The sequence below is a fragment of the Marinomonas sp. GJ51-14 genome (assembly GCF_055808695.1).
The window spans coordinates 1,821,386-1,838,122 of record NZ_CM147879.1 but is presented as its reverse complement, the minus strand read 5'-3'; the positions used below and the strand labels follow the sequence as shown (position 1 = coordinate 1,838,122).

At 40.3% G+C, this 16,737-nt stretch carries 18 protein-coding genes; 10 read left to right on the top strand and 8 right to left on the bottom strand.

Features of this window, described 5'->3' with window-relative positions:
* Positions 1 to 186: 186 nt before the first annotated feature.
* Positions 187 to 981, top strand: a complete 795-nt coding sequence (locus tag AC0L3Y_RS08845) for an inositol monophosphatase family protein (protein ID WP_473470529.1) — start codon at positions 187 to 189, stop codon at positions 979 to 981.
* A 77-nt stretch (positions 982 to 1,058) separates the two neighbouring features.
* On the opposite strand, the gene AC0L3Y_RS08840 is transcribed toward AC0L3Y_RS08845, so the two are convergent.
* The 5 genes from AC0L3Y_RS08840 to AC0L3Y_RS08820 all read right to left on the bottom strand — a co-directional run bounded on the left by AC0L3Y_RS08840 (position 1,059) and on the right by AC0L3Y_RS08820 (position 5,410).
* Positions 1,059 to 2,099: a Gfo/Idh/MocA family protein gene (locus AC0L3Y_RS08840; protein WP_473470528.1), complete on the bottom strand. Its 1,041-nt coding sequence runs from the start codon at positions 2,097 to 2,099 to the stop codon at positions 1,059 to 1,061.
* Positions 2,100 to 2,188: 89 nt separating this feature from the next.
* Positions 2,189 to 2,881, bottom strand: coding sequence for a YceH family protein (locus AC0L3Y_RS08835; protein WP_473470527.1), 693 nt, complete (start codon positions 2,879 to 2,881; stop codon positions 2,189 to 2,191).
* 54 nt (positions 2,882 to 2,935) lie between these two features.
* Positions 2,936 to 3,742, bottom strand: coding sequence for a sterol desaturase family protein (locus AC0L3Y_RS08830; protein WP_473470526.1), 807 nt, complete (start codon positions 3,740 to 3,742; stop codon positions 2,936 to 2,938).
* A gap of 88 nt (positions 3,743 to 3,830) precedes the next feature.
* Positions 3,831 to 4,199, bottom strand: coding sequence for a DUF1801 domain-containing protein (locus AC0L3Y_RS08825; RefSeq protein ID WP_473470525.1), 369 nt, complete (start codon positions 4,197 to 4,199; stop codon positions 3,831 to 3,833).
* A 65-nt stretch (positions 4,200 to 4,264) separates the two neighbouring features.
* Positions 4,265 to 5,410 carry a MalY/PatB family protein gene (locus AC0L3Y_RS08820; protein WP_473470524.1) on the bottom strand — a complete coding sequence of 382 codons (1,146 nt, stop codon included), beginning with the start codon at positions 5,408 to 5,410 and terminating at the stop codon, positions 4,265 to 4,267.
* 346 nt (positions 5,411 to 5,756) lie between these two features.
* On the opposite strand from AC0L3Y_RS08820, the gene betI reads away from it, so the two are divergent.
* From betI to AC0L3Y_RS08790, 6 genes are all read left to right on the top strand, one after another.
* Positions 5,757 to 6,344: a transcriptional regulator BetI gene (betI, locus tag AC0L3Y_RS08815; protein WP_473470523.1), complete on the top strand. Its 588-nt coding sequence runs from the start codon at positions 5,757 to 5,759 to the stop codon at positions 6,342 to 6,344.
* A gap of 126 nt (positions 6,345 to 6,470) precedes the next feature.
* Positions 6,471 to 7,406 carry a choline ABC transporter substrate-binding protein gene (locus AC0L3Y_RS08810; protein ID WP_473470522.1) on the top strand — a complete coding sequence of 312 codons (936 nt, stop codon included), beginning with the start codon at positions 6,471 to 6,473 and terminating at the stop codon, positions 7,404 to 7,406.
* Between the two features lie 69 nt (positions 7,407 to 7,475).
* Entirely contained in the window at positions 7,476 to 8,321 is an 846-nt protein-coding gene (choW, locus tag AC0L3Y_RS08805) for a choline ABC transporter permease subunit (RefSeq protein ID WP_473470520.1), read from the top strand.
* Between the two features lie 3 nt (positions 8,322 to 8,324).
* Positions 8,325 to 9,515: a choline ABC transporter ATP-binding protein gene (gene choV / locus AC0L3Y_RS08800; protein WP_473470518.1), complete on the top strand. Its 1,191-nt coding sequence runs from the start codon at positions 8,325 to 8,327 to the stop codon at positions 9,513 to 9,515.
* A gap of 320 nt (positions 9,516 to 9,835) precedes the next feature.
* Entirely contained in the window at positions 9,836 to 10,474 is a 639-nt protein-coding gene (locus tag AC0L3Y_RS08795) for an MFS transporter (RefSeq protein WP_473470517.1), read from the top strand.
* Positions 10,475 to 10,488: 14 nt separating this feature from the next.
* A complete protein-coding gene (locus AC0L3Y_RS08790; protein WP_473470515.1) occupies positions 10,489 to 11,118 on the top strand; it encodes an MFS transporter in 630 nt (209 codons plus the stop codon).
* Between the two features lie 39 nt (positions 11,119 to 11,157).
* Here AC0L3Y_RS08790 and AC0L3Y_RS08785 read toward each other — a convergent pair whose 3' ends face one another.
* Entirely contained in the window at positions 11,158 to 11,766 is a 609-nt protein-coding gene (locus tag AC0L3Y_RS08785) for a LysE/ArgO family amino acid transporter (RefSeq protein WP_473470514.1), read from the bottom strand.
* A gap of 95 nt (positions 11,767 to 11,861) precedes the next feature.
* Between AC0L3Y_RS08785 and AC0L3Y_RS08780 the strand changes: the two genes are divergently transcribed.
* Together AC0L3Y_RS08780 and galU are read left to right on the top strand one after the other, a co-directional pair.
* Entirely contained in the window at positions 11,862 to 12,743 is an 882-nt protein-coding gene (locus AC0L3Y_RS08780) for an ArgP/LysG family DNA-binding transcriptional regulator (RefSeq protein WP_473470513.1), read from the top strand.
* Positions 12,744 to 12,964: 221 nt separating this feature from the next.
* Positions 12,965 to 13,792, top strand: coding sequence for a UTP--glucose-1-phosphate uridylyltransferase GalU (gene galU, locus AC0L3Y_RS08775; protein ID WP_473470512.1), 828 nt, complete (start codon positions 12,965 to 12,967; stop codon positions 13,790 to 13,792).
* Positions 13,793 to 13,889: 97 nt separating this feature from the next.
* On the opposite strand, the gene AC0L3Y_RS08770 is transcribed toward galU, so the two are convergent.
* Both AC0L3Y_RS08770 and AC0L3Y_RS08765 read right to left on the bottom strand, forming a co-directional pair.
* Entirely contained in the window at positions 13,890 to 14,834 is a 945-nt protein-coding gene (locus tag AC0L3Y_RS08770; RefSeq protein WP_473470511.1) for an AEC family transporter, read from the bottom strand.
* Positions 14,835 to 14,912: 78 nt separating this feature from the next.
* Positions 14,913 to 15,821, bottom strand: a complete 909-nt coding sequence (locus tag AC0L3Y_RS08765) for a LysR family transcriptional regulator (protein WP_473470510.1) — start codon at positions 15,819 to 15,821, stop codon at positions 14,913 to 14,915.
* A 132-nt stretch (positions 15,822 to 15,953) separates the two neighbouring features.
* Between AC0L3Y_RS08765 and AC0L3Y_RS08760 the strand changes: the two genes are divergently transcribed.
* Positions 15,954 to 16,670 (top strand): pirin family protein, encoded by a 717-nt coding sequence (locus AC0L3Y_RS08760; RefSeq protein ID WP_473470509.1) that lies wholly within the window; start codon positions 15,954 to 15,956, stop codon positions 16,668 to 16,670.
* Positions 16,671 to 16,737: the final 67 nt, after the last annotated feature.

Below are 16,737 nucleotides of genomic sequence, written 5' to 3'. Positions count from 1 at the left end.
ATTCAGGTTTATTGGGCTAGAATTCGCGCTCTTATTTAGGCTGTCCGTTCATTTTTTATTCGATTTGATAAAAAATCACAGACTTAGCCCGCTCTTTAACACTTATTCTTAAACACTTTAAATTGGCAACGTATCGTCCTTCTGACGGTATGTGCATTTTAATGACGAAATAATCGACGGTAAATTATGCAACCTAGAATCAATGTCGCACTTAAGGCAGCTCGCTCTGCTGCAGAATATATAGTTCACTCTCAAGAGAAACTGCTTTTTGACAAAGAACAAGGCCAATCAGCTGAACATGTTTATGAAACTGTTTGCTCTGGCGCTGAACGCAGCATTGTTTATCATCTAGAAAAAGCTTACCCAGCCGACACCATTACTACTCGTTTACAAGGGACTGTACAAAAAGGTGAAGAAGGCGAATGGATCATTGATGCCATACAAGGACAGCACTTGTTTTCACGTGGTCTAGCTGGTCACGTTATTACAATGAGCTATCTAGTTGCCGGTAAAGTGGAGCACGCTCTTGTGCTCAACCCTCACACTAAAGACGAATTTTACGCAAGTAAAGGTCGTGGTGCTTATCTAAACAATTCAAGAATTCGTACAGGCACAGCTCGTGGCCTTGAGAAAACAACTGTTGCCGCACAATTCCCAGCAACAGAGCGGACTCTACCTTATCTAGAAGGCCAACTAGCCGTACTAGCTAGTATTGCAGAACATGGCAGTCGTGCTGTTATGCAAGACGCTCCTGCCCTGATGCTTTCTAACGTTGCTGCTGGTCGTCTTGATGCAGCTTGGGGATTGAAATTACAAGCTTGGGAAATGCAAGCACCTCTCTTTATTGCTCAAGAAGCAGGCTGCCTATTTGGATCATTCGATGGCTCTACCAGTGTAGAAAATGGTGACATTCTTTGCGCCAACCCACGTTTATTCAAAGTGTTATTACCACTTCTTAAAAAACATCTACATCTCGCTTAGGATCTTTTATTGATCTTAGCTTTAGTAAAAAAAAGCCTCTTTCATTTATTTGAAAGAGGCTTTTTTTACTAAATTATTTAATGTTTATGGTGATTATGTTCATGGTGATGCTCGTGCACATCCACTTCATCATGCAAATCTTCACCAGGATAAAGTAACCCCATATCTTGGCGAACTTCATCCAATGTTGCCATTAACTCAAGACTATCTTGCCAACTATAATTTGGACTTTGGATCAGTCCTTCTTCAAGACAACGATTCACTTCATCCACTTCAAATTGATAGCCATTACCTGGAAAATCAATATCAATGGCGCGTTCTTGATCGCTTGCAGTCACCATGCGACAAGATTTTGCTTTAAACCATTCAGAATCAATTTCTATATAACCTTTAGAGCCAGATAATATGGCACGATTTGGATTGCAAGAAATCAGAGACGCTTCTAATGATGCTAATTTCCCACTTTCCCAACCCAATAATATTTGCTCAAAAATATCAACATCCGTATCACCAATGACCGCTTGGTTCTGTATAAAATCAGGCTTACCGAAGAAGAGTTGTGCAAGAAAAACAGGATAAATACCAATATCCAATAGAGCACCGCCACCTAATTTAATATTCATTAGCCGATGACTAGGATCTGTCGGCGCAAGAAAACTCAAGCTCGCTTGAATACTATGCAATGTGCCGATTTCACCCTCTTCGACCCATTCAAGCACCTGTTCAATGACAGGATTGAAACGTGTCCACATGGCTTCCATAACGAAAACATTGTGCTTCAATGCCAAATCATAAAGTTCTTTGGATTGAGCTTCATTAATAGTAAAAGGCTTCTCACATAACACAGCCTTACCAGCCAAAATACAAGCCTTTACTAAATCGTAATGATAAACATGAGGTGTAGCGATATAAATCACATCAGCTTCATTACTGTTAATCAATGAAAAATAATCAACGAAGGCACACTCAATATCAAATTCAGCTGAAAAATTGTCTGCCGAAACTTTATCTCGAGAAGCAACCGCACGAAGTTCACCCGCTTTGACATGACAAAAATCACTCGCAAACAAATGCGCGATTTGACCTGTACCAATAATACCCCAGCGTACTTTCTTCATAGGATTCTCCCCATAGATATAATCAAAATATTAATACTGCCCATATAAAGCTGCATTAAAAAACGCACTAAGTTTGACGTCAAAAAAGATTATAGTCCACTGGCATTTTCTAACTGCTGAATGCGTGCATTCAACATTCGAACATGATCCTCTAATTCCAGCACTCGATTTTCTAGCTCAACAGATCGAAGTTTAAGCTGCTGGGTATATTGATCATCAGAGGCAACTGACGACCCAGCTTCAGATAGTGCGCCTGTAGATGTTTGAGACTCTGAACAAAAACACTCTTGGTAACGCTGCTCTCGCTTCCCAGCTTCTCTTGGTAGCTGCCTCACATAAGGCCCACCAGTTTTCGCTTGCAATGAAGTAAGTGCCGCCTCGACCTCCTCACGAGATGCAAAGCTATATAAACGTCCACTACGAGAGCGTAATTCCCCAGATGTTTGAGCGCCTCGTAAAAACAACAAGCACACCACTGCTGTTTCTGCTGGAGATAGCTGTAAGTCTGAAAACTCCGTATTACAAAAACGGTGTTGGTACTTACTTACGCGGCTATGGGAAGCCAGTACGTCTGTTACCAGACCACGAGCCATCAAAGCATCGATGGCATCCTGCACTTCTACTTCAGAATAATGAGTAACAGGTTCACGATTAGACTTCTGATTACAGGCATTAACGAGGGAGTTTAAACTCAAAGGATATTGATCTGGTGTAGTAATTTCTTTTTCTATAAGACAACCAACGATCCGCATTTCGATAGCACTTATTTCATGGTAGCTCATAATAGTTCTCTCAAATTAGAGGATGGCCTAGTAGCAATAGTCATTAAATGAACATTAAAAAGATCGCTTCTTGAAGTCACCTTTTTTAAAGGTTCTAAAAGGCATAACAAGAATGTCTTTTAAAGATTCAGGCTGGTAGGTTTTTGTTCCCGGAAAACCGATATTTAGGTTTTCATCTCCTTGAAGCGCTTTTTCTCTTTTACTACAAAAAATAGCATCCCAAATACTTAGAAAAAAACCATAATTACTGTTGGTTTCTTCCGACACTCTAGAATGATGTATTCGATGCATATCCGGTGTAATGATTAGGTGATGAACCATAGACTCAACTCGGTTAGGCAATCTAGCGTTAGTATGATTAAACATAGCGGATGCATTGAGTAAAACATCAAAAATTAATACCGCTTCAATAGGTATGCCAAGCAACAAAACCGCACTAGCTTTGATAACCAGAGATAATACAATTTCAATTGGATGAAAACGAATAGCTGAGCTGACATCTAATTCAGGATCAGAATGATGTACTCGATGAAGACGCCACAAGAACGGAATTCGATGGAACAACCTATGCTGCCAATAAATCACACAGTCTAATAATAAAACACTAAGTAACAGAACGCTCCAAACAGGTAATTCAAATAAGTTCAATAAACCGAAGTGTTGGCTAGATAAAGCAACCAGTGATAAAAGTATGGGCTGAGTCATACGAACACAAAGAGCCCCAAGCATTAACAGTACAATATTATGACGCCAACGCTGACGCCACTGTAAAAGAGTAGTTCTTGGACACCGCCATTGCCAAACCAGCAATGAAATAAATACCAAAATAAACACACCAATACGTAAGGTAAAATCAATCATATAATAAGCAACCTATATAGAGTATTAGTATGTCATTTCACTCTGAAAACACCAGTTCCCATTCAACAACATTTAGTTTTCTCGATTATTAATTACTGCGATCAAAATGGACTTTCATTTGACCAAGAAGTTCCACAAAAACATTGATATTGATATCACTTAACCTATGGATAATCAGACAATTATTCCCAAATTGAGCAGGACGTAATCGATAAGCAAAATCATGAAGCAGATTAGAATCAAAAAAATATACGTACAAATGATCTTCACGGGCCGCAACGCCATACAATAAAGTAGAACCTTGCTGAAAATAGGGAATCCCCAAATCACTAACCAATTCAGCCTTGGGAGAGATAGCCGCCATTATATCAACAACTTCTAACAAATCTGCCTGCATATCTACCGCAATACCTTCAACATAACTCTGTATAAAATCATTTGATGTTTTCACTAACATAGCACTCCCTGAGAACATAAAGCTTTTTATTTATGAAAATAAAAAGCTTTTATAAAACACGTAAATCAATACGCTTTTAATGCCTTTTCAATACGCAAAACAGCCTCTTCTAAGACTGATTTTGGACACCCAAAGTTTAGCCGGACATAATTAGGATTTCCAAAATCTTTACCATCAGAAACACCTACTCCAGCATCTAAGAAAAATTGATAAGGACTCTCAACAGACAATGCGGAAGCATCAATCCATGCAAGATAAGTGGCCTCTAAATGAAGCATTTTCAAAGGAGTCCCTGCTAATTTTTCAACTAAAAAATCGCGATTTTTCGAAAGATAAGTTAATAACCCCTGGTGCCATTCCTGTCCGTCTTCGTATGCTGACAAAGCCGCAGTAAGTCCAAGCATATTTGGTGAAGGAATCAAGCCCGTACGACCTTGATCAAAAGCCTGACGTAACGTTTCACTCTCAATCACGGCAAAAGCATAACCTAAGCCAGCAACATTAAAGGTTTTACTTGGCGCCATTAATGTAATGGTTCGATTTGCAGCTTCTTTGTTTAAACTAGCAAAAGGCACATGAGGTAAATCGTCGAGAATTAAATCACAGTGAATTTCATCACTAACCACAACAAGGTCATATTTTTCAGCTAAGGCATGAATCGCAAGTAATTCGGCTTTAGTATAAACAGAACCACCTGGGTTATGAGGGTTGCATAACAGAATCATTTTACTGTTTGATTTAGCACAAGCTGTTTCAAACTGATTCATATCCGGAGCCCAGCGACCATCCTGAACTATCATATCAACATGCTCAACTTTGCGTCCTGATAATAATGGCGCTTTAGTTAGGTGATAATAAACTGGGCCAGGAACAACAATACCATCGCCTTCATTAGAGAAGACACGAACACTTAAATGCAAGGCACAAACAAGTCCCGGTAAATGCACCAAACTGCCCGCTCCAATTTTCCAATCATAACGACGAACTAAGTGAGATTGAATTGCCTTAACTAAGGCTTTTGGTATATGCGTGTAACCAAAAACACCGTCATCAATTCGTTGCGCTAATGCTTCTTTAATACAGGTAGGTGAATCGAAATCCATATCTGCAACCCACATAGGTATGATGCTCTTTGGGTACCTAGACCATTTGTCACTGCTCATTTTAGATCGATCAATTAGAGTATCAAACACAGAAAAAGAAGTATTCATTCAATAAAACTCCGGCCATTAATTTACTTACTTTGATTCAACTAAATAATTAACATGATCCTAGCCTCTAACTCCAGCGCTATCCCGATAAAAACCATGAAAAGATCATAATTACTTAAGATATTAAGAGCGATTCATACACAAAAATCCTTATTTCTTATCTCAAACCGACACAAAACCTTTTAAAAAAGACAAAAATATTTTCAAAACAACATTTTTTACTTATAAATCAATAATATATATTAGTTAGAGTACTAATATTTAGAATTGTCAAGGGTTGACCTAAATTGCACAATCAGCCTAGTATAGTTTTCATTAAACGACTGTTTAATAAAAAGAGTACAAAATGCCAAAAGTTGGAATGCCTGAAATTCGTAAACCTCAGCTCATCGAGGCAGCAATAAAAGCCATAGATAAATATGGATTCTCTGGCGCGACTGTTAGCGTCATTGGTAAAAAAGCAGGGGTTTCGCCTGCCATAATAAATCACTACTTTGGCGGTAAAAACGGTCTCTATGAAGAGACAATGAAAAGCTTAATTCGTGAGTTTTTTGAAATTTTATCTAAAGAGGTCACAAAAACGAAAAATAAATCTGCTAAAACTAAAGTAATGGCCATTGTAAAAGCCAGTTTTAGCCAGTCCCAAACACACCCTCAAGTTGTCAAAGCTTGGATGGGATTTTGGGCATCAGCAATGCACACACCATCGTTATATCGGCTACAAAATGTTTATTCAAGACGATTGATAACATCGCTGGTATGCGTTTTAAAAGAAGAGTTCGAAATACAAAAAGCCCGTAACATCGCTTTAACTATGGCGGCACTCATTGATGGGATGTGGTTACGAGGCTCATTAGCCGGTGGTATTAATAAAAAGGAATCTGCACAGCAAATACAAGATTATTTGGACTTAGTATTTCAAAATAAAGTCTGAAAAAAGCCAACCAGATTATTTAAAAGAACAGCACATTTATAGGTTTCTGAAGTTTACGTTACGGCGCCCAAGTTGACGCAGTATACGTTCATTAGTTGAGTTCAATAGCATAGAGGGTAGAAAGGTATGTTCAATAAAACGAAAAAAACGGCAATAGCCATCAGTATGGCAAGTATTTCTGGCTTAACCATGGCAGCGGATTGTTCGACAGTCCGCTTTTCTGATGTTGGTTGGACTGATATTACAGCAACAACAGCAGTGACAAGTGCAATCGTTGAAGGCCTTGGCTATAAAACGAAAACACAGTTATTGTCTGTTCCAGTTACTTATACATCTCTTGCCAACGGTGACATCGACGTATTCCTTGGAAACTGGATGCCCACTATGCAAGCCGACATCGAACCTTACCTAAAAGCAGGTACAGTTGAAGATTTAGGTCCTAACCTAGTAGGTGCAAAATATACCATTGCAGTCAGCAAAAATGCTTTCGACGCAGGTGTTACTGATTTCTCAGATATCGCAAAACATCGTAAAGAATTCTCAGGTCGCATCTACGGTATCGAACCAGGTAATGATGGTAACCGTATTATCCAAGACATGATCGACTCAAATGCTTTCGGATTAGGTGACTTCCAAATCGTTGAATCAAGTGAAGCTGGCATGCTTTCACAAGTAAGCCGCAACACCCGTCGTGATAAATGGATTGCCTTCCTAGGTTGGGCTCCACATCCAATGAATGCAAATTTTGAAATGGAATACTTATCTGGTGGTGATGATTTCTTCGGCCCAGACTTTGGTGGCGCCAATGTACACACCAACATACGTAAAGGCTACGTACAAGAATGCCCTAACGTCGGAAAATTGCTAACTAACCTAACGTTCTCCCTTCCTATGGAAAATGAAATCATGGGTGCAATCCTTGATGATGGTAAGAAGCCGGATCTTGCAGCTAAAACATGGTTAAAAGCAAACCCTGAAGTACTTGATGCATGGTTAAGTGGTGTTACAACTAAATCTGGTAGTAATGGCCTTAGTGCTGTGAAATCACACTTAGGTCTTTAATACTAGAAGGCACCCTTCGTGATAAACGTCACTTAGGGTGCATTATTGCTAAATCGGGAGAACACATATATGAATTGGCTGACGGATAATAAGATCCCTCTTGGCGCTTGGATGGAAAACTTTGTCGATTGGCTAGTTACTGCGGCTTCCGGTTTTTTTGATCTAATCTCTATTGTTTTAGAAACCATGATTGTTTCCATGGTCGATACCATTGAATCAATTCATCCTCTTGTAGTTATTGGTATCGTTTTAGTGGGAGTTTGGTTTCTTCATCGCAGCATTGGCTTGTTAATTTTCATCACCGCAGCCCTGCTATTTATTATTAATATGGGTTATTGGGTAGAAACAATTCAAACCCTAGTACTTGTGGTTTCTGCCACCGCTATCAGTGTATTAATTGGCGTACCTATAGGAATCGCCGCAGCGCATCGCCCTTGGCTATACACAATATTGCGTCCGGTTTTAGATTTAATGCAAACTATTCCTACGTTCGTTTACCTTATTCCAACACTCATTCTATTTGGCTTGGGTTATGTTCCCGGACTGATATCTACCATTATTTTCGCCATTGCCGCTCCAATACGCTTAACTTACTTAGGTGTTAGCAAAGTGCCTAATGAACTACTTGAAGCGGGTTTAGCATTTGGCTGTACCAAATCAAAATTACTCTACAAAGTTGAATTGCCTGCAGCTATGCCAAACATCATGGCAGGTGTGACTCAATGTATTATGTTGTCTTTATCTATGGTGGTTATCGCTGCGCTTGTTGGCGCTGATGGCCTCGGAAAACCCGTTGTACGAGCTTTAAACACGGTAAATATTTCTCAAGGGTTTGAGGCAGGTATCGCCATTGTCTTGGTTGCCATTATGCTAGATCGTATTTGTAAATCGCCATCCGCGAAGAGTGAAGGATAATTTATGGCTGTTGTAACAATTGAAAACGTCGACATTGTCTTTGGTGACAATAAAGCCCAAACACTTCCACTTATGGATAAAGGTCACAGCCGAGATGAAATCATTGGAATGACAGGCGACGTTGTTGGTGTACAAAATGCCAGCATTGAAGTAAATGAAGGTGAAATTTGCGTCCTTATGGGTTTATCTGGATCTGGTAAATCTACCCTACTTCGCGCCGTCAATGGTTTGAATAAGATTGCTCGTGGACGTTGCCTTGTTCGGGACGGCGACAATATGGTGGATATGGCAAAATGCGATGATGCTACATTACGTCACATGCGTACCCATCGAGTGTCGATGGTGTTTCAAAGCTTTGCATTAATGCCTTGGTTAACGGTGTTAGAAAACGTAGCTTTTGGTTTAGAAATGCAAGGTATGCCAAAAACAGAACGCTTAATAAAAGCACGCGAACAGCTCAAGATGGTTAGCTTAGATCAATGGGCAGATAAGAAACCTGACGAGTTATCTGGTGGTATGCGTCAAAGAGTTGGTCTTGCTCGTGCTTTTGCCATGGACACAGATGTCTTATTAATGGATGAACCTTTCTCAGCACTGGATCCATTAATCCGAACTCAGCTACAAGATGAGTTGATTGAGCTACAGAAGCGTTTAAACAAAACCATTATTTTCGTAAGTCATGACCTGGATGAAGCACTGAAAATCGGTACTAAAATTGCCATCATGGAATCGGCAAAAATCATTCAGGAAGACACACCTGAACAAATCGTTTTAAACCCAGCAACGGAATACGTCGAGAACTTTGTGGCTCACACTAATCCATTAAATGTCTTACGTGGTAACTCACTGATGACGCCATTGTCTGAACTGGCAGTACAAGACAATAAAGTCGTTATGGAAAATAACATGTGGCTTGAGTTAAATAATGGGAAATTAGCATCAGTACAAAACCCTGAAGGTGAGGTCCCAACGGTTTCTTGGGTACCGAATATGGTTTTAGACAATATTCCAGACAACACAATTTTTATTGTGCCTGCCAATATCGCCATGCGTGATGCAGTCGAAATTCGCTACTACTCTAAACACTTTATGGTGTTGGAAGAGAATGAAAAATGCGTAGGTATCTTAAACGATCACAATTTTTACCATGCATTGCTTGGTAAGCATTTTGGACGCGATACAGAAGCAGCATAATTCTTAAACGTACCTGAGCGTTAATTCTTAAACGTACCTCAGAGTTATTCTTAATACCTAAAAGGTGAACTTATCAAAGTTCGCCTTTTTTTATATAAAATCGAGGTAAAAATAGAAATCGAATAAAGAATTAACCGCTTCGAACTATCAATTACGAGCACTCATTTCTTCTCGAAAATTGGTGTTTTTCTTTACGATCATTTAACAGGTCGATTAGTGATTGCATTCAGAATTTCAATCGGTATAGTCTGCCGAAATAATGACCAATTCGAACCTTTTCACATTTCATTTTTAATACGCAGCTAGCTCAAGGATATTGCATGTTAAAACAAACCCTATTTCCTATCTGGAGCTTGCTCTTTGGTATTGCCATCTTAACCATGGCGAGTGCTTTACAAAGCTCCTTGATCGGTATTCGAGCCTCTATCGAGAACTTTAATACGACAGCTACAGGTTTGATCATGTCGTCTTATTACCTTGGCTTCGTAATTGGTTCCTTACTGGTTCCAAATTGGGTTAAAAACGTGGGGCATATTCGAGTCTTTGCAGCAGTTGCGTCTTTAGCTTCCATTACGATTCTTATGCAATCCGTGGTCGTCAATCCATGGTTCTGGATGTTAATGCGGATGGGAACAGGCTTATGTTATGCCGGCCTATTTATTGTCACAGAAAGTTGGTTAAACGATATTGCAACGAACAAAACTCGTGGTCGTTTGTTTTCCATTTATATTATTGAAATATGGGCCAGCCAAACTCTAGGTCAGTTCTTACTGAACCTTTCTGCTCCTAGTGGCTATGGCTTGTTTATTTTAACTTCTGTTTTAATTTCATTAGCGCTCGTTCCATTACTACTAGTACGAACGCCATCGCCGACAATTAACATTCCTGAAAAGCTCAATATTCTTAGTTTGGTAAAAACAGCCCCCTCGGGGTCACAGGCGTCACCATTGCGGGTATAACCTCTGGTGCCTTATTGGGTCTTGGAGCACTTTACGCCAAAAGCATAGGAATGAACGTTGCTGAAATTTCGCTTTTCATTGGTGCCAGCTACGTAGGTGGGATGTTATTACAATGGCCAATCGGCAAACTGTCAGATAGACAAGATCGCCGAGTAACTATTCTTTGGGTTGGAATTGTTGGTGCAATATCTGCTTTTATTGTCCCACTTGGTAATAGTATAAATAGTCAACTATTGATGATGGCCGGTATGTTTGCCGTTGGCGCTTTTACTTTTCCCATGTATTCATTAGCCTCTTCCCACATCAATGATCAACTACGCCCCGAGCAAATCCTTTCTGCCAGTAGCGGCATGATATTGCTCAATGGCGTCGGTGGTATTATTGGACCACTTGCCGCGGCGGCATTCATGGATACTATTCGAGTCGATGCCTTATTCTGGTTTGTTGCTATATTAAATGCCACCGTCGCGATGGTTGCCTTGTATCGAATAAACTTCCAGCCAGCAATGATCATCGAAGATCAGGGGGATCAAATCCCTGTAGCATTAACAGTATCTTCGGTTGCAACGGCAGAAATGCTAGTGGAAGCGGACTCTTCTATCGCACCAGTTGAAGAAAGTCATGAGGTAGAAATCAAACTTTAATTCACTTCTCCGCAATGCAGCCGCACAGTTTTTGTCTGATTAAGATAAAGGCTGTGTGGCAATTTTGAAGGCAATAAACCAGATCAAAATAGCATTAATGCGATTAAACCAACGCCAAAATCTCGCACTTTCTAACCACTTTGCGCACAATCGACCAACAAAAGCCAAAGACAAAAACCAAATCAACGAAGCCAGTGCGCCACCTAATACAAACTCCCATTTATCATCTTGCCATTGGTTCGCCAAGCTACCTATTAGAATCATGGTGTCTAAATAGAAATGCGGATTAAGCCAAGTCACTGCGAACCCCATCAAGAATAAGGGCCAAATCGCGAGGCGTTTAGTGTATTGCTCTAAAACCAAATGTTCTTCTTGGAAAGAAGAGCGCCATTTCCCTAACGCAAACCAAACTAAAAAAGCCACACCACCCCAACGAGAAGCAGTTAACAACCAATCATGGCTTTGTAAAATCAATCCTAAACCGAATGCCCCTAAAGCCATAGACAGAACATCACTCAAAATAAATAGTAAAGCGATCGGGAAGGCATAATGCCGCTTTAAAGCTTGTTCTAATAGAAAACTGTTCTGCGCACCTACCGCTATGATAAGACCACCGCCAGTAATTGCACCACTAATTAACGCCAACATAATTGTCACTCCCCTTTAATTTCACTTGATCTTACGGAAAGCCACGATTAAATTAAAATTAATTAAACTATAACTACATTAGAAAAAATAATATTATGATGGACTATAAAGCTCTAATGAGTCTTCATGCCGTACTGAGATTTCAAAATTTTGATAAGGCAGCAAAGCATTTAAACCTCACTCAATCTGCCGTGTCTCAAAACATAAAACGTCTTGAGCAAGATTGTGGCCGCCCACTGTTGATTCGCTCACGCCCAGTAATAGCGACACCACTTGGCGAAAAAGTGCTCGCACACTTCAATAAAGTCACCATGCTAGAAGAAGACCTACAAGAAGAAATCCAAGATAAAATCTCTAGTTACCCCTTAAGTATTGCTGTGAATAACGATGCCTTAGCAACTTGGTTTACCCAAGTCTTGAGCAAGTTCTCTGCCGAAAACAAAACCAAACTGCACATAAAATCTGCAGACGAAGGCCATACTCGAAACTTACTTCAAACAGGCGAGGTCATTGCCTGCCTTAGTCAGACGGGTACACCTGTAGCAGGCGGTGATTCAATATTTTTAGGTTATATGACTTATGAGTTAGTAGCGACACCGAAATTTATACAAACTCATTTAAAAGAAGGCATTAGTACCGAAGCTATTTTGCAGGCCCCTTCCCTGGTCTATGATGAGAGGGATGAGCTTTGGGCCCGTTATCAAAATGAATGTCTAAATACTAAAGCCGAGATCCGTAACAGTCATTGGTACCCATCATCACACGGTTTTGTAGAGCTCGCTATGAGTGGCACAGTCTGTGCTTTAGTACCTAGTATTCAAGTAAAAAACCAACTAAAGCAAAAACAGCTGGTTTCCTTGTTTCCAAACAACCGGCTTTCATTGCCACTATATTGGCATTGGTACAAACTTAACTCTCCTGTATTGGATCGGTTAAAAAAGGTGATATTAACTGTCACAGAAGATGCTTTATACTAGGAGCATCTATCTAAAAACAGGCTGACAATGCTTTATTTTTGGACAGCCATTTTACAAAGAGGCCTTTGCACGAGGCAACGAGCGAAGTTAAGACAAAGTAAAAATAGGCGAGAACACAGAGTTTATCGATTATAAATGAGTATTTTGAGTCTGTTTTTTACAAAGTATTAGCAAGCTTAGTAGTTGTGCAAAGGTCTCACAAAGCTATTTAAGGAAAAATTATGATACGTAAATGTCTATTCCCTGTTGCTGGTTACGGTACCCGTTTTTTGCCCGCAACTAAATCCATGCCTAAAGAAATGCTTCCGATCGTGAACAAGCCTTTAGTGCAATATGGTGTAGAAGAAGCCGAAGCAGCAGGATTAAACAACGTTACCTTCGTAACAGGTCGTGGTAAACGTGCCATTGCGGATCATTTCGATATCAGCTACGAGCTAGAACACCAGATCTCTGGCACTAATAAAGAGCAATATTTAGATGGTATTCGTCATCTAATAGACAATGTTAACTTTTCTTTTACACGCCAAAACAACATGCTTGGTTTGGGTCACGCTATCCTTACTGGTGAACCACTTATCGGCGATGAAGCCTTTGGTGTCGTACTTGCTGATGACCTTTGCTTTGGTGAAGAAGATGGTGTTATGGCGCAAATGGTTAAACTATATAACCAATTCCGCTGCACCATTGTGGCCATCGAAGAAGTACCAGAAGACGAAGTGCACAAATATGGTGTGATTAAAGGTGAGTCGATGATGGACGGTTTATACCGAGTTACCGACATGGTTGAGAAACCATCTAAAGAAGAAGCACCATCAAATTTAGCAATTATTGGACGCTATATTCTAACACCAGATATTTTCGACAAGATCCGCAACACCCCACCAGGTCGTAACGGTGAAGTGCAAATCACTGACGCTATTTTACAACAAGCTCAAGAAGGCTGTGTATTAGCGTATAAATTCAAAGGTAAACGTTTTGACTGTGGTAGCGTTGATGGTTTCGTAGAAGCAACCAACTTTTGTTATGAAAACATCTACAAAAATGGCTAGGTGGTTCTAAGCCTTTTACACTTTTACTTACTCGTCACATTTTAAAAGTCATGTTCGCAATAGTTTATCTATTATCGAGCATGACTTTTTTTATTCATCACATCAAATACAATTGGCTCAGCCAAACACTCACTGGCACGGTTAATACTGATATCAAAGTCTGCATGGTAATGTAAGCCGACATTCTATCTGTGTCTCCGCCAAGCTGACGAGCTAACGCATAGGCAGATGTTGCCGTTGGCACTACACCAAACAATACCGCAACTAAAGCAGGTAAACCTCGAACGTCCAACCACCAGCACATAATACCAATCACCAGAGGAAACATAACAAAACGTGCTACTGAAGATAAAACAAACGTCATACCAACAGAACGAATCGCCTCTAACCGAACACTGGCTCCTACAGCTAATAAAACTAACGGCAAAGAAGACTGAGACAACATACCAACCACGTCGGAAATTAAAATAATTGGCGTTAGTCCTAGTAAATTCAAACCACTACCCAGCACAATAGAAACAATCAAGGGGTTTCGAATCAAGGCACCACTCAGTAATCGAGGTAAAGTCACCACCATACCATTCTTAGCCGGCGGACGATGCATTAGCACCATAGACACCACCAAGAACACATTAACCGAAGGAATTAGGACAGACGCGCCCAACGCAGCAAGCACCAAACCTTCATCGCCATATAAACTGCCAGCCAGAGCCAAAACAATAAAAGTATTAAAACGTACACCAGCTTGCAACATCGACGATGCCGTCGGTGCTTGTGCCTTCAAAAGCCATGCACTGATGAATACAAAAATCGCAGTGATAAACAAAGCGAACAGAAGAATAAAGCCATACTTTGGTAACATGGAATTTGAAAAATCAATTTGTGATGTTTTATGAAATAACAAAGCAGGAAACAGCACCCAATAAGCTAGCTTATCTACTCCAGGCCAAAATCCGTCCATGGGAAAACGAAAACGCTGACATACGGCACCAGCTACCAATAAGAGAAATACTGGCAATACAGAAAGAGAAAGAGAAAACACAAACACTCCTTATGACGTCATAAACAACGTTAAATACAAGGCTTCAAAAATTTTTGGAATACATACAAGTCAAAACCATCACACTGAAGCAGGAATAAGTTGCCAGTCTTGCTTACTCAAACGATCAACAAACCAAGATAAGCCTCGACCAGGGCTGTCTTTTCGCCATGCTAAATACGCCATAATATTAGGTCTTGGGAATTCACATTGCCTCATTACCAAACGACCCGAGTTTAATTCATTCATAATTCGATGTTTAGGTAAATACCCTACTCCTAACCCCAGACATTGCGCCTGTATTTTACTGCGCATGGTATCGACCCTAAGCACCTGACGACTTTCGAAAATACCAATATTCCGAGCGGGCAAAATTTTTGAACTATCAGCAACGACGATGGCTGGATATTGTCGTAATTGCGCTGCGGTAACGACACCTTCAACCAATGCTAAAGGATGCGTAGGAGCAACAGCAAAGACAAATTCTAACTCGCCAATCGCTCGAGTATAAAAACTTCCTTTTGGTAATTCACCCGTGGCTCCGATCACCAAGTCTACGCGATCGTCTTGTAAAGCATCCCAACCACCACCAACAGACTCTTCAGACAGTGTTAATTCCACAGGGCGATTTTGCACTAAAAAATCCCCCACCGTCTCCATTAAAGGGGATTCAAGTAGCACGGTATCACGCGCAATCCTCAGCTTAGGTTCCCAGCCCGACTCGAATTGTTTGATGGAATCTTCCAACCGTGTAGCAGCATCCAGAATCGCTCGCCCCTGCTCTAGTACCAAATGACCTGCAGGTGTTAATACGGCTTTTTGACGTGAACGATCGAATAAGGGCACCCCCAGATCGTCTTCCAACTTTTTGACCGTATAAGTCAGGGCTGATGGCACCTTAAATAAAGCATCTGCGGCAGCAGCAAAGCTGCCAAGTTTATGAATCGCTTCCAGTACTCGTAATGCTTCTAACGTAACGGCATGAGCCATGAAATAACCTTTATTCAATTTTTTTGAAATAGTATCTCAAAAGCTTCCGGTTTTCTTTCTTTTCTCAAGCTCATACACTGAATTTATCAAAAATAAATCATCAAGATTTATAGAAAAATTTGGAGACACGCCATGATTACTCTTCGCCACGCTCAAGACCGTGGACACGCAAACTTCGGCTGGTTAAACAGTCATCATAGTTTTTCATTCGGTAACTATTATGATCCTCAGCACATGGGGTTTTCACACCTACGAGTCATTAATGATGATTCAGTGTCCCCCGATGCAGGCTTTGAAACCCATGGCCACAAAGACATGGAAATTATAAGTTTAGTATTAGAAGGCAGAATCGCTCATAAAGACAGTGCCGGCAATATTAAAGAGCTACCAGTCGGTGAATATCAATTGATGTCAGCGGGTAAAGGTATTTTCCATAGTGAATTTAATGCCTCAAAAACAGATCCGCTTAAGTTTCTGCAAATCTGGATACAGCCGAATAAACTAGGTGGAGCACCTGGCTACCAACAAAAAGCCTTTGGTGAAACTCAAGGTTTCACTACTGTGATCACTCCAGATGGAAAAAATGGCACCTTGCAAATTAAGCAAGACATGCAGCTTATTCAATTAATATTAGAAAACGAAACAGAAGCCACATGGCAAGCCGATAAAAACCGTCATTATTATGTTCACGTGATAGAGGGTGAATTATCTCTAGATAATGGCGTGATATTAAAAGCAGGTGACGGGGCGAAAATAGAAGACCAAGACAAGATACATTTAAAAAAATCAGCAAATCACGAAGTAAAGCACTGCTCTTCGATCTTATCTGACACGCCTCCTAGTCGTTAACTAGTAGTCATTTTCAAAACTACACAAAGCCAATGAATATAAAGAGCTGAGCATTCAACTCTTTATA